This is a genomic window from Kitasatospora sp. NPDC098652, from assembly GCF_044760155.1.
GTDB lineage: Bacteria > Actinomycetota > Actinomycetes > Streptomycetales > Streptomycetaceae > Kitasatospora.
In genome coordinates this window covers 162,178-174,753 of sequence record NZ_JBIWAQ010000004.1, presented here as the reverse complement: position 1 = coordinate 174,753, position 12,576 = coordinate 162,178, and the positions used below count along the sequence as shown (strand labels likewise).

General features: G+C 72.1%; 9 protein-coding genes. 7 read left to right on the top strand and 2 right to left on the bottom strand.

Going from position 1 to position 12,576, the window contains the following annotated elements:
• Positions 1 to 39: 39 nt before the first annotated feature.
• Positions 40 to 1,467, top strand: a complete 1,428-nt coding sequence (locus tag ACIQWA_RS11570; protein ID WP_402481094.1) for a family 2B encapsulin nanocompartment shell protein — start codon at positions 40 to 42, stop codon at positions 1,465 to 1,467.
• 70 nt (positions 1,468 to 1,537) lie between these two features.
• On the opposite strand, the gene glgX is transcribed toward ACIQWA_RS11570, so the two are convergent.
• Complete coding sequence (gene glgX, locus ACIQWA_RS11565; RefSeq protein WP_402481091.1) at positions 1,538 to 3,748, bottom strand: glycogen debranching protein GlgX; 2,211 nt, start codon at positions 3,746 to 3,748, stop codon at positions 1,538 to 1,540.
• Positions 3,749 to 4,161: 413 nt separating this feature from the next.
• On the opposite strand from glgX, the gene ACIQWA_RS11560 reads away from it, so the two are divergent.
• The 6 genes from ACIQWA_RS11560 to ACIQWA_RS11535 all read left to right on the top strand — a co-directional run bounded on the left by ACIQWA_RS11560 (position 4,162) and on the right by ACIQWA_RS11535 (position 10,945).
• Entirely contained in the window at positions 4,162 to 5,367 is a 1,206-nt protein-coding gene (locus tag ACIQWA_RS11560; RefSeq protein ID WP_402481088.1) for an Ig-like domain-containing protein, read from the top strand.
• Positions 5,368 to 5,572: 205 nt separating this feature from the next.
• The gene (locus tag ACIQWA_RS11555; RefSeq protein WP_402481085.1) at positions 5,573 to 6,763 is read left to right on the top strand and encodes an Ig-like domain-containing protein; all 1,191 of its coding nucleotides are present in this window, start codon (positions 5,573 to 5,575) and stop codon (positions 6,761 to 6,763) included.
• Positions 6,764 to 6,938: 175 nt separating this feature from the next.
• The gene (locus ACIQWA_RS11550; RefSeq protein ID WP_402481083.1) at positions 6,939 to 8,165 is read left to right on the top strand and encodes an Ig-like domain-containing protein; all 1,227 of its coding nucleotides are present in this window, start codon (positions 6,939 to 6,941) and stop codon (positions 8,163 to 8,165) included.
• Between the two features lie 209 nt (positions 8,166 to 8,374).
• The gene (locus ACIQWA_RS11545) at positions 8,375 to 8,872 is read left to right on the top strand and encodes an ATP-binding protein (protein WP_360232907.1); all 498 of its coding nucleotides are present in this window, start codon (positions 8,375 to 8,377) and stop codon (positions 8,870 to 8,872) included.
• 632 nt (positions 8,873 to 9,504) lie between these two features.
• Positions 9,505 to 10,365 carry a DMT family transporter gene (locus ACIQWA_RS11540; protein ID WP_402481080.1) on the top strand — a complete coding sequence of 287 codons (861 nt, stop codon included), beginning with the start codon at positions 9,505 to 9,507 and terminating at the stop codon, positions 10,363 to 10,365.
• A 124-nt stretch (positions 10,366 to 10,489) separates the two neighbouring features.
• Positions 10,490 to 10,945, top strand: a complete 456-nt coding sequence (locus tag ACIQWA_RS11535; protein ID WP_402481077.1) for a nuclear transport factor 2 family protein — start codon at positions 10,490 to 10,492, stop codon at positions 10,943 to 10,945.
• Positions 10,946 to 11,095: 150 nt separating this feature from the next.
• Here the strand turns inward: ACIQWA_RS11535 and ACIQWA_RS11530 are convergent, their stop codons facing one another.
• A complete protein-coding gene (locus ACIQWA_RS11530; protein ID WP_402481074.1) occupies positions 11,096 to 12,463 on the bottom strand; it encodes an L-serine ammonia-lyase in 1,368 nt (455 codons plus the stop codon).
• Between the last annotated feature and the right edge of the window lie 113 nt (positions 12,464 to 12,576).

Genomic DNA, 12,576 nt, shown 5'->3' with positions numbered 1-12,576 from the left:
GGATGCTCATTGGTAAGCGAGTGACAGGAGTGTGTGGACATGACGGTCGACACCGAGCCCACGCCCGGCCCCGGAACGACGACTGTGCAGGTCAGGGCCCAGCTCAGTCTCAGCACCACTGCCGCGCGCAACCTGGCGACGACCACCAAGTCGAAGCCGCAGATGCAGGAGATCACCTCCCGGCTGCTGCTCAAGGTGCTGCCGTGGGTGCAGGTCAGCGCGGGTACGTACCGGGTCAACCGTCGCCTCAGCTACGCCTCCGGGCGCGGTCGGGTGGGCTTCGCCAAGGCCGGTTCCACGGTGACGGTGATCGGGCCCTCGCTGGCCGAGGTGCCGGCGCTGCGCGGGTTCGAGGACCAGGAGGTGCTGGCCGAGCTGGCCCGCCGCTTCGTGCAGCGGGACTTCGCGCCGGGTGACGTCCTGGTGCGGGAGGGGACGCCGATCGAGGAGGTGTTCCTGATCGCCCACGGCAAGGTCGACCGGATCGGCACCGGCAAGTACGGCGAGGAGACCGTGCTCGGCACCCTCGCGGACGGCGACCACGTCGGCGACGAGGTGATCACCGAGCCCGGCGGCAGCTGGCCGTACACCGTGCGGGCCGCCACCGCCGGTGTCGCCATGGCGCTGAACGCGGCCGGGCTGCAGGAGCTGGTCGACCGCTCCGCGCCGCTGCGCGAGCAGCTGCTGGGATTCGCCGCCGACGCCGCCCAGGCGCAGAACGCCCACGGCGAGGCGGAGATCGACCTCTCGGCCGGCCACCAGGGCGAGTACGAGCTGCCCGGCGCCTTCGTGGACTACGAGCCGGAGCCGCGCGAGTACGAGCTGAGCGTCGCGCAGACGGTGCTCAAGGTGCACACCCGGGTCTCCGACCTCTACAGCAAGCCGATGAACCAGACCGAGGAACAGCTGCGGCTGACCATCGAGGCGCTGCGCGAGCGGCAGGAACACGAGATGATCAACAACCCGGAGTTCGGCCTGCTCCACAACGCCGACTTCGACCAGCGGATCCAGACCCACTCGGGGGCGCCCACCCCGGACGACCTGGACGAGCTGCTCGCCATGCGCCGCGACACCGACTACCTGTTCGCCCACCGGAGGGCGATCGCCGCCTTCGAGCGGGAGTGCAACAAGCGCGGCATCAACCCCGGCACCGTCGACGTCCTTGGCAAGCAGCGGCCGGTCTGGCGCGGGGTGCCGATCCTCACCTGCGACAAGATCCCGGTGCTGGGCGGCCAGACCACCTCCTTCATCGCGCTGCGCGTCGGCGAGGACAACCAGGGCGTGGTCGGCCTCACCCAGGTCGGCATCCCGGACGAGGTCGAGCCGGGCCTGAACGTCCGCTTCATGGGCATCGACGAGAAGGCGATCGCCTCCTACCTGGTCAGCACCTACTACTCGGCGGCGGTGCTGGTGCCGGACGCGATCGGCGTGCTGGAGAACGTCGAGATCGGGCACGCCCGGGGCTGAGTCGGGGGCTGAGGCCGGGCGCGGGGTCCGGGCGCGGGGCCGGGGTCGGGGCCGGGGTCGGGCGTGAGGCCTAGGCGTCGCGGGCGGGTGCGCGCAGCAGTTGCAGCGAGCGCCCGCCCAGCACTGTCGCGCCCCGCGGCCGGGCCTCGCCGGTGCCCGCGGCGGCCGTGTCCAGCACCGTCTCGTAGGCGGCCTCCGGCTCCGCCCAGGGCTCGCCGGGCAGCGTGAACACCACCGGTTCGGGGCCGGCGTTGAGCAGCAGCAGGAAGCTGTCGTCGGCCAACGGGAGCCCGGTGTCGTCCTGTTCGGGCAGCGCGGCGCCGGAGAGCAGCATGCCGAGGCAGGCCGTGGGGCCGAACCAGTCCGCCTCGGTCATCTCCTTGCCCAGCGGGGTGAACCAGGCGAGGTCCGGCTGTCCGCCGGGGGTGGCGGCCCGGCCGGAGAAGAACGCCCTTCGGCGCAGCACCGGGTGGGCCCGGCGCAGCCGGACCAGCCGGGCGGTCAGTTCGCACAGCCCCCGCCAGCCGGGCTGTTCCAGCAGCGACCAGTCCAGCCAACTGACCTCGCCGTCCTGGCAGTAGGCGTTGTTGTTGCCGCCCTGGGTGCGGCCCAGCTCGTCCCCGGCGGTGATCATCGGGACGCCCGTGGAGAGCAGCAACGTGGCCATCAGGTTGCGCAGTTGGCGCAGTCGTAGGGCGTTCACCTCCGGGTCGGTGGTCTCGCCCTCGGTGCCGTGGTTCCAGGAGCGGTTGTCGTCCGTGCCGTCCCGGTTGGCCTCGCCGTTGGCCTCGTTGTGCTTGCGGTCGTAGGAGACCAGGTCGCGCAAGGTGAAACCGTCGTGCGCCGTCACGTAGTTGACGGAGGCGTACGGGCGGCGGCCGCCGCGCTGGTAGAGGTCCGAGGAGCCGGCCAGCCGGTAGCCGAGCTCGCGCACGTCCGGGCGGGCGCCGCGCCAGAAGTCCCGTACGGTGTCGCGGTAGCGGTCGTTCCACTCGGCCCACAGCGGGGGGAAGCCGCCGACCTGGTAGCCGCCCGGGCCGACGTCCCACGGCTCGGCGATCAGCTTCACCCGGCTCAGCAGGGGGTCCTGGGCGATCGCGGCGAGGAAGGGGTGCTCCATGTCGACGCCGTCGCTCGCCCGGGCCAGGGCGGCCGCGAGGTCGAAGCGGAAGCCGTCCACGCCCATCTCGGAGACCCAGTAGCGCAAGGAGTCGGTGATCAGCCGGATCACCTGCGGGCGGCGGGTGTCCAGGGTGTTGCCGCAGCCGGTGTAGTCGGTGTAGCCGCGCGGGCGGTGCGGGGCCAGCCGGTAGTACGCGGCGTTGTCGATGCCGCGCAGGGAGAGTGCGGGCCCCAGCTCGGCGCCCTCGGCGGTGTGGTTGAACACCACGTCCAGGATCACCTCGATCCCGGCGGCGTGCAGGGCGCGGACCATCCGCTTGAACTCGCCGACCTGGCCGCCGCGGGAGCCCGAGGCGGAGTAGCCGGCGTGCGGGGCGAAGTAGCCGACCGTGTTGTAGCCCCAGTAGTTGACCAGGCCGCGGGCCTGGAGGTGGTCCTCGCTGACGTACTGGTGCACCGGCAGCAGCTCGACGGCGGTCACCCCGAGGCGGGTGAGGTGGGCGAGGGCGGCCGGGTGGGCCAGGCCGGCGTAGGTGCCGCGCAGGTGCGGGGGGACGTCGGGGTGGCGCATGGTGAAGCCGCGGACGTGGAGCTCGTAGAGGACCGTCTCGGCCCAGGGGGTCTTCGGGCGGTGGTCGTCGTACCAGTCGTCGTCGTCGTGGACGACCACGGATCTGGGCATGTACGGGGCGGAGTCGCGGTTGTCCCGGACGGTGTCGGCGACGTCGGCCTCCGGCCAGTTGCGGACGGCGGAGCACGCGGCGTCGTGGGAGGTGTAGCAGCCGTCGACGGCGCGGGCGTACGGGTCGAGCAGCAGCTTCGCGGGGTTCCAGCGGGCGCCCGTCCACGGGTCCCAGCGGCCGTGCACCCGGAAGCCGTAGCGGGTGCCGGGGCGGACGCCGGGGACGAAGGCGTGCCAGACCTGGAGGTCCTGCTCGGTGAGGCGGTGGCGGTGCTCCCGGCCGTCCTCGTCGAACAGGCACAGGTCGACGGCCTCGGCGCCGGCCGCCCAGAGGGCGAAGTTGGTGCCGGGGCCGCCCGGACGGTCCGGCCGGTCCGGCCGGAAGCGGGCGCCCAGGGGCTGCCAGCTGCCGGGCCGTACTGCGGCCTCCTCGGTTTCCTCGGTTTCCTCGGTTTCCAGATCCTGACCTGAGGTCATGGTCGTGCCCTCCCTGAACGGGGGGTCCCGGGCCCCGTTCACCTTCTCTTTCCCGGAATGTGGGACCGGAAAGCAGGGCGCTGCGCGGGGCTGGGGGGTTTGGGGGGCTTTCGGGAGGGTGGGTGGGTCCGGGGGCGGTTCCGGGGGGGGGCGCTCCGGGGGCTGGATGATTTTCGGACCGCCGACTCTGTGGGTGAAGTGTTGGGCGCCGTTGGCGGTCTGAAAATCACCCGTCACGCCCCCTTCCGCACCCACCCCCTCCACCGCCCCCTCCCGCAGCGCGTCCCTCTCGCCTGGGTCGGGTGGGGAGGTGGGTGGGGGGTTGGGGGGCGCGTGTCCTGGGGTGGTTGGGGGTCGTTGTTCCCGGAGTCCGGTGTTCCAGGTGTCGGATCCGAGTAGTGGGAGGCCCCGGGATGCGGCGCTGGGTGGCGGCGGTGGTGTGCTGTCTGGCTGTGGTCAGTGGGTGTGGTGGGTCGGGTGGGGGGTCGGCGGGGGACGGGGTGGGGGGCGGGGTGCACATGCCGCCTCCGGCGGTGTCGCGGGCGGTGCTGGCGGTGGTGCCGGCGGACGGGGCGCAGGACGTGCCGTCGGAGGGGCCGGTGCGGGTGAGTGTGACGCAGGGGCGGCTGGTGTCGGTGCGGCTGGCCGATGCGAAGGGGGTCGAGCTGCCGGGGGTGATCGGTGCGGACGGTGCCAGTTGGGCGCCGGAGGGGGCGCTGCCGCTGGGGACGGCGTTCACCCTGGACTCGGTCGCGGAGGACGACCAGGGGCAGCGGGCGGCCCTGCACTCGGAGTTCTCCACGGCGGCCCGGGCGCACACCTTCGTGGCGTTCTTCACGCCGGAGGACGGGTCCACGGTCGGGGTGGGGATGCCGGTCTCGCTGCGGTTCAGCAGGCCGATCGCCGACCGGGCGGCGGTGGAGCGGGCCGTACAGGTCACCGCGGACCCGCCGGTGCCGGTGGCGGCGCACTGGTTCGGCAACCAGCGCCTGGACGTCCGTCCGCGGCAGTACTGGGCGGCCGGCACCAGGGTGACGGTGGCGCTGCGGCTCAAGGACGTACAGGGGGCGCCGGGGGAGCTCGGCAGCCAGAACCGGGACGTGCACTTCACGGTGGGCCGGGCGCAGGTGTCCACGGTGGACCTGGACGCGCACACCCTGACGGTCCGGTCCGGGCCGGGCGGCAAGGTGGTGCGGGTGCTCAAGGTCTCCGGGGGCAGCCCCGAGCACTCCACCTACCGGGGGGTGATGGTGGTGTCGGAGAAGTACAAGCTGACCCGGATGAACTCGCAGACCGTCGGGATGGGCGACGAGTACGACATCAAGGACGTCCCGCACGCGATGCGGCTGACCGCCTCCGGCACCTTCCTGCACGGCAACTACTGGACGGACCCCGGGGTGTTCGGCACCGCGAACACCAGCCACGGCTGCATCGGGCTGGCGGACGCCAAGGGGGGCGCCGGCAAGGACACCCCGGCGGGGTGGCTGTTCGAGCACACCCTCCCCGGGGACGTGGTCGAGGTGCGGGCCTCGGCCGGGGACGTCGTGCCGCCGTCGAACGGGCTGAACGGCTGGAACCTGCCGTGGGACCAGTGGGTGGCGGGCAGCGCGCTGCGGTAGGCCACCTCCCCGGGATCCCCTCAGACCCCCCGGTTATCCTGCTCCGGCGCGTCGGCCCCGACGCGAAAGATCGGGACCCGGTGCAACTCTTCCGGTCGCCCGTCGCGTCAAGTGAGTGAGTACCTGGAGGGGAGATTCCGTGAAGACGGGGAACACGGCCGGCGCTGCGATACGCACCGGCGGGCGATACCGGCGCAGGGGCGCGATGGCACTGGTCATGGGCAGCGTGCTGCTGCTCACCGCGGCGTGCAACGACGACAAGGGCGGCACCTCGGCGGACGCGGCGGCGACGGCCCCGGCGGACGCCGGCGGGACGACCGCCCCCGGCGGCGGCAACGCGGCCACGCCGAAGACCTCGGCGGCCGTGCTCTCGGTGTCGGCGAAGGACGGCGCCCAGGACGTCGCGCCGAACGGGCTCCAGGTCTCCGTCGCCAGCGGCAAGCTGACCGCGGTCGAGGTGACCGACAAGAACGGCAAGCCGGTCGAGGGCGCGATCACCCCGGACGGCGCCGGCTGGAAGCCCGCGGCGGCGCTCGCCGTCGGCATGACGTACAAGGTGAACGCGCAGGCGAAGGACGACGCCGGGCTGGTGGCCGCGTCGACCACCTCGTTCACCACGCTGACGCCGGAGAAGAAGGCCTCGGCCAACGACAACATCGCCGACGGCGGCACCTACGGCGTCGGCATGATCGTCTCGGTGAACTTCACCAAGGACGTCAAGAACAAGGACGCCGTCCTCAAGGGCATCTCCTTCGAGACCGACAACGGCACCGTGGTCAAGGGTCACTGGTTCGACAGCCGCCGGGTGGACTTCCGCCCGGAGGAGTACTGGAAGCCGGGCACCAAGGTGACCATCAAGTACCGGTTGAAGAGCGTCGAGATCGCGCCGGGCGTCTACGGCGACGTGGACAAGGACGAGCCGTTCACCATCGGCCGGTCGATGGTCTCCACCGCGGACGCCAAGACCCACAGGATGACGGTCGAGCGGGACGGCAAGAGCACCGTCCTGCCGGTCACCCTGGGCGCGGACGCGACGCCATCCTGGGGCGGGACCATGGTGATCATGGACAAGGAGCCGGTCACCCGGATGAACTCGCAGACCGTCGGTCTGGGCGGCGAGTACGACATCCAGGACGTGCCGCACGCGATGAGGCTGACCACCTCCGGCACCTTCCTGCACGGCAACTACTGGTCCAACCCGTTCGGCAAGTCCAACGGCAGCCACGGCTGCATCTCGATGCAGGACGTGAAGGGCGGCAGCGACTCCTCCGTCGCGGGCAAGTTCTACAACGACTCGATGGTCGGCGACGTGGTGAAGATCGTGAACACCAAGGAGAAGACCGTCTCGCCCTCCAACGGGCTGGGCGGCTGGAACGTGTCCTGGGCCAACTGGTAGGCCCGGCAGTCTGTCGTCGCGTTTGTCGTCGAGCGGCCCGGACCTCACCCGTTGGGGTCGGGCCGCTCGGTTTTCGGGGCGGAAAGACCCTCGAATGGCGCAACCTTTCCGGTGGCTCGACACATCTATGGGGCGGGTCCGTCGTGACCGCGGGGAGCAAGGGAGGGAATCGGCGATGAGGTCGATACGCAGAGTGGTGGCCGTCGGACTGGTCGGCGGGGCGATGACGTTGACCGCGGCCTGTGGCGGCGGCAACGGGGGCGGCAGCGGGAGCGGCGCCGCCAAGGCCGACCTGGGGGCCGGTGCCGGGGCCTCGGCGTCCGCCGCGGCGCCCAGCAGCTCGGTGCCGAAGGTGTCCACGGCCGCGGTGAGCATAGAGCCGAAGAACGGCGCGGTGGACGTGGCGCCGGGCGCGCTCAAGATCGGCGCGACGGGCGGCAAGCTGACCACCGTCAAGGTGAGCGACAAGGCGGGCAAGGAGGTCCCCGGCACGATCGCCGCCGACGGCGCCAGCTGGACCCCGTCCACCGGCCTCGCGGTGGGCACCGCCTACCAGGTCAGCGCGATGGCGGCGGACGCCAACGGCGCGGTCGCCGAGGCGGACAGCAGCTTCACCACGCTGACCCCGGCGGCGCTCGCCAAGGCCGTGGACAACGTGGACGACAACGCGACCTACGGCGTCGGCATGATCGTCTCGGTGGACTTCAGCAAGGACGTCACGAACAAGGACGCCGTGCTCAAGGGCATCTCCTTCGAGACCGACAACGGCACCGTGGTCAAGGGCCACTGGTTCGACGACCGCCGGCTGGACTTCCGCCCGGAGGAGTACTGGAAGCCGGGCACCAAGGTGACGGTGCGCTACCGCCTCAAGAGCGTGGAGATCGCCCCCGGGGTGTACGGCGCCGACCGGGACGAGCCCTTCACGATCGGGCGATCCCAGATCTCGACGGTTGACGCCGCCGCGCACCGGATGACGGTGGTCCGGGACGGGCAGTCCAGCGACATCGACATCACCTCCGGGTCGGACCAACACCCCACCTGGAACGGCACGATGGTGGTCATGGCCAAGGAGGACACGGTGCGGATGCAGTCCAGCACCCTGCCCGGCATGACCGGCGCCCCGTACGACCTCCAGGTGCCGCACTCGATCCGGCTGACCACCAGCGGGACGTACGTGCACGGCAACTACTGGAGCGGCTCCGCCTTCGGCGAGGACAACGTCAGCCACGGCTGCGTGGGCCTGCGCGACGTCAAGGGCGGCGGGGAGGGCACCTCGATGGGCAAGTTCTACGCGGGCACGCTGGTCGGGGACGTAGTCACCGTGAAGAACTCCATCAAGAAGGAGCCGCTCGACCCGGCGAACGGGCTGAGCGGCTGGAACCTGCCGTGGAGCAAGTGGTAACCGCCAGGTAGGCGGGGTTCGGCGTCAACCCGGGCTTGACTTCGGTCGGCCCGGGTCGACGCTTTTCCGGGGTCGGGTTGCTGGAGGCATATGCCGACTCGGGGGAGATCGTTTGCTCATTGTCCGTACGCGGCCGCTTGCGTTCCGCAATGATGGACCGCATGGCGGGTTGGGGCGAAACAGATCAGTCATCGGTTCCCGCGGCCGGCGTGGTCGCACAGGCGTCGTGGATCGACGTCCAGGGTGCGCTCTCGGCGCTGGAGCGGCTCAGCTCCGAGGAGCTGCAGGAGATGTACACCGGCAGACTGTGCGACCAGTCCGCGCCCAACGAGGCGCGGCTGCCGTCCCGGCCGGAGTCGGGCCCGGTGGCCCGTCGGCTGGTCCTGAACGTCCTGGAGTCCTGGGAGCTCCACCAGCACCTGGAGGCGGGCGAACTGCTGACCAGCGAGCTGGTCTCCAACGCCGTCCGGCACGCCGCCGGGCGCACCATCGGACTGTACGTCAGCCGCAAGCCCGGGTGGCTGCGGATCGAGGTCCGGGACTCCTCCCGCGCGCTGCCCTGCATGATCCTCGCCGAGCCCCGGCCGGTGAACGAGCGCGGCCGCGGGTTGAAGATCGTCGACGACCTCGCCGACCGCTGGGGGGCCGACCTGCTGCCGCGGGGCAAGGGCGTGTGGTTCGAGCTGAGGGTCCGCGAGCGGGGCTGAGGCGGCGGGCTCCCGGGCCCGGAAAACGCGCAGGGCCCCCGGATTCGCCGTGGTCGGCGGTGGGGGCCCGTGCAGGTCATCGCGCGGCCAAGGGGGTGCGTGTCGCGCGATGGGCGTCGGCAGTGCCAGGTCGGGCCCGCCGAAGTTCTCGATGTCTTGACTATCGCACGAGTCTCAGCATGTGGGCAAACCGGGCGTCTTGGATTGCAAGGTTTGTAACCTACTTCACCTTTGGATTTTGCATAGGTTCACGCTTCGGCCTGTGAATATTCACGATCCTGTCGGTGGCCACCGCTCCTGATCACTGCGCGGTGGACGCGTGCGGGTGTGTGCTGCCCGCCCCCTGCGCGGCACCGTCTCCGGCCCCGGTAACCTCGGGGGCGTGAACCCTTACTGGCACGTCGCACTGCCACCGCTCCGCGCCTGATCGGGCGCCCGCTCCGGTGACTTGATCTCCGCAGCCCCCTCCAGGGGCCCTGCGGCGTGCGCCCGTTCTCGGAACCAGTCCCCTCGACGGTCCTCGACGACGGAAGTTCACGACTGTGCCGAATCGTTTCTCAGCGCCTGCGCCCACGTCCGCGCGCGCTCGCCTGACCCCCGCCCCCCGCCGTACCCGCCCGATCGACGGGCCGGTGCCGATCCTGGCCTCCGCGCTGCTGTGGGGCACCACCGGGACGGCCGCCTCGTTCGCGCCCGCGGGCGCTCCGGCGGCCGGGATCGGGGCGGCGGCCCTGATGCTCGGCGGAATGCTGCTGTTCCTCACCGACCGCGCCGCCTGGTCGCTGCCCCGGGTGTGCGGGGCGGGCGAGCGGTGGCTGCTGCTGGTCGGGGCGGTGGCCGTGGTGGGGTACCCGGTCACCTTCTACCCGGCGGTGACCCGGACCGGGGTCGCGGTCTCCACCGTGATCGCGCTCGGCAGCGCGCCGGTGTTCACCGGGCTGCTGGGGTGGCTCGCCCGGCAGGGGCGGCCGTCCGGGCGGTGGGCCGGGGCCACGGGGCTGGCCGTGCTCGGCTGCGCGGTGCTGGTGCTCGGGCCCGAACTCCTCGGCGACGGCGCGGCGGTGGACCTCCCGGGGGTGCTGCTGGCGGCGCTCGCCGGGCTCTCGTACGCGGTGTACTCGCTGATCGCCGGGCGGCTGATCGCGGCCGGGCGCCCGGCCGGCGGGGTGATGGGCGCGATGTTCGGCGGGGCGGCGGTGCTGGTGCTGCCCGTGCTCGCCCTGGGCCCGGTGGGCTGGCTGCTCTCGGCGCGCGGCGCGGGCATCGTGCTGCACCTCGGCGTGGTCACCACCTTCCTCGCCTACCGGCTCTTCGGCCACGGCCTGCGCCACACCCCGGCGCAGACCGCCACCACCCTCACCCTCGCCGAACCCGCCGTCGCCGCCGTCCTCGGCGTCGCGGCCCTGGGCGAGCGCCTCCCGGCCCTCTCCTGGTGCGGCCTCGCCGTCCTCGCGGGCGGCCTGGCCGCGCTCACGCTCCCCGGCCGGCGCTGAGGCGTGTCTCGACGTACGGCCGGTGCTGGGTAGGCTGAGGCGGACCGAATGAGCTGCGGGGGGCCAAGTCTGGTGCTGTGACGGTGTCCTGACTGATCCTCTGACATCGAAGGGGGCGCTCGTCATGTCGGAATTCGCTGTGCCCGGTCCGGTGGAGCTGCTGGCCCGGTACCGGAGGGCGATGCTCGAGCTGGATGCGGACGCGCTGGCCGGGCTGTACGCCGAGGACGGGGTGCACGAGTTCCCGTTCCTGTTCCCGGGGATGCCCGAGTGCTACCGGGGGCGGGAGGAGGTCCGAGCCGGGTACCGGGCCGCGTGGGGGGCGAGCGAGGCCCGGCCGCGGGAGATCAGGGAGGTGGCCGTCCATCCGGGGGCGGATCCCGAGGTGCTCACCGTCGAGCAGGTGGTGATCGGGACGGTCGCCACCACCGGTGCGCCGTTCGCCCTCCCGGGCCTGCTGGTGCTGCGGGCCCGGGACGGGCTGCTGGTGCACGTCCGGGACTACATGGACGGCCTCGGCGTCGCCCACGCGATGGGGCGGCTGGGCGCGGTGGCCGCGCGCCTGGAGGGCCGGGCCTGAGGGCCGGGCCCCAGGCCTGCGGCTCAGATGGCGAAGTGGGTGGCGATGCCGTCGAGGACGGGTCCGGGGAGTGTCCAGGGAGAATTCGATGCACGAGCGGCCCCCGGGTGGATCCGATCCACCCGGGGGCCGCTCGTCAGCGCGCCGCGATCAGCACTCGATGACGTTCACGGCGAGGCCGCCGCGCGAGGTCTCCTTGTACTTGATCTTCATGTCCGCCCCGGTCTCCTTCATCGTCTTGATCGCCTTGTCCAGCGAGACGTGGTGGCGCCCGTCGCCGCGCAGCGCCATCCGGGCCGCGGTGACGGCCTTGACCGAGGCCATGCCGTTGCGCTCGATGCAGGGGATCTGGACCAGGCCGCCGACCGGGTCGCAGGTGAGGCCGAGGTTGTGCTCGATGCCGATCTCGGCGGCGTTCTCGACCTGCTCGGGGGTGCCGCCGAGGACCTCGGCGAGGCCGCCCGCGGCCATCGAGCAGGCGGAGCCGACCTCGCCCTGGCAGCCGACCTCGGCGCCGGAGATGGAGGCGTTCTCCTTGAAGAGCATGCCGATGGCGCCGGCCGCGAGCAGGAAGCGGACGATGCCGTCGTCGTCGGCGCCCGGGATGAAGTTCAGGTAGTAGTGCAGGGTGGCGGGGATGATCCCGGCCGCGCCGTTGGTCGGCGCGGTGACCACCCGGCGGCCGGAGGCGTTCTCCTCGTTGACCGCCATCGCGTAGAGGGTCACCCACTCCATCGCGTTGGCCGGGCCGATGCCCTCGGCCCGCAGCGCCCGGGCCGCGGCCGCCGCCCGGCGGCGCACCTTGAGGCCGCCCGGCAGGATGCCCTCGCGGGACATGCCGGCCCGCACGCACTCCTGCATGACCCGCCAGATCTCCAGCAGCCCGGTGCGGATCTCCTCCTCGCTGCGCCAGGCCTTCTCGTTCTCCAGCATCAGGCCGGAGATCGACAGCCCGGTCTCCCGGCTGAGCCGCAGCAGTTCGTCGCCGGTGCGGAAGGGGTACTTGAGCACGGTGTCGTCGGGCTTGACCCGGTCCGCGCCGATCGCGTCCTCGTCCACGACGAAGCCGCCGCCGACCGAGTAGTAGGTCTTCTCCAGCAGCGTCGAGCCGTCCGCCGCGTACGCCCACAGGGTCATGCCGTTGGCGTGGTACGGCAGCGAGCGGCGCCGGTGCAGGATCAGCCGGTCGTCCGGGTCGAAGTCGACGGTGTGCTCGCCGAGCAGGGAGATCCGCTTCTCGGCGGTGATCCGCTCGACGTCCTTGTCGGCCTGGTCGACGTCGACGGTGCGGGGCGAGTTGCCCTCCAGGCCCAGCAGGACGGCCTTCGGGGTGCCGTGGCCGTGGCCGGTGGCGCCCAGGGAGCCGTAGAGCTCGGCGCGCAGGCCGGTCACCTGCTCCAGCAGGCCTTCGGAACGCAGGCGGCGGGCGAACATCCGGGCGGCGCGCATCGGGCCGACGGTGTGGGAGCTCGACGGGCCGATGCCGATGGAGAAGAGGTCGAAGACACTGATGGCCACGGAGGACGTCCTTGTCTGGTCTCGTGGAAGGACTTGCGGGCAGGGCGGCGGGCGGGGCGGGCTGACAAGGGACGGGGCACCGCGCGCACTGTCCAGTGTGCGCGGTGCCCCGG

Bases quoted from the DNA above. Each gene is read 5' to 3' on its own strand.
- ACIQWA_RS11570 (WP_402481094.1), top strand. From the start codon at position 40: ATGACGGTCGACACCGAGCCCACGCCCGGCCCCGGAACGACGACTGTG.
- glgX (WP_402481091.1), bottom strand. From the start codon at position 3,748: ATGACCTCAGGTCAGGATCTGGAAACCGAGGAAACCGAGGAAACCGAG.
- ACIQWA_RS11560 (WP_402481088.1), top strand. From the start codon at position 4,162: ATGCGGCGCTGGGTGGCGGCGGTGGTGTGCTGTCTGGCTGTGGTCAGT.
- ACIQWA_RS11555 (WP_402481085.1), top strand. From the start codon at position 5,573: ATGGCACTGGTCATGGGCAGCGTGCTGCTGCTCACCGCGGCGTGCAAC.
- ACIQWA_RS11550 (WP_402481083.1), top strand. From the start codon at position 6,939: ATGAGGTCGATACGCAGAGTGGTGGCCGTCGGACTGGTCGGCGGGGCG.
- ACIQWA_RS11535 (WP_402481077.1), top strand. From the start codon at position 10,490: ATGTCGGAATTCGCTGTGCCCGGTCCGGTGGAGCTGCTGGCCCGGTAC.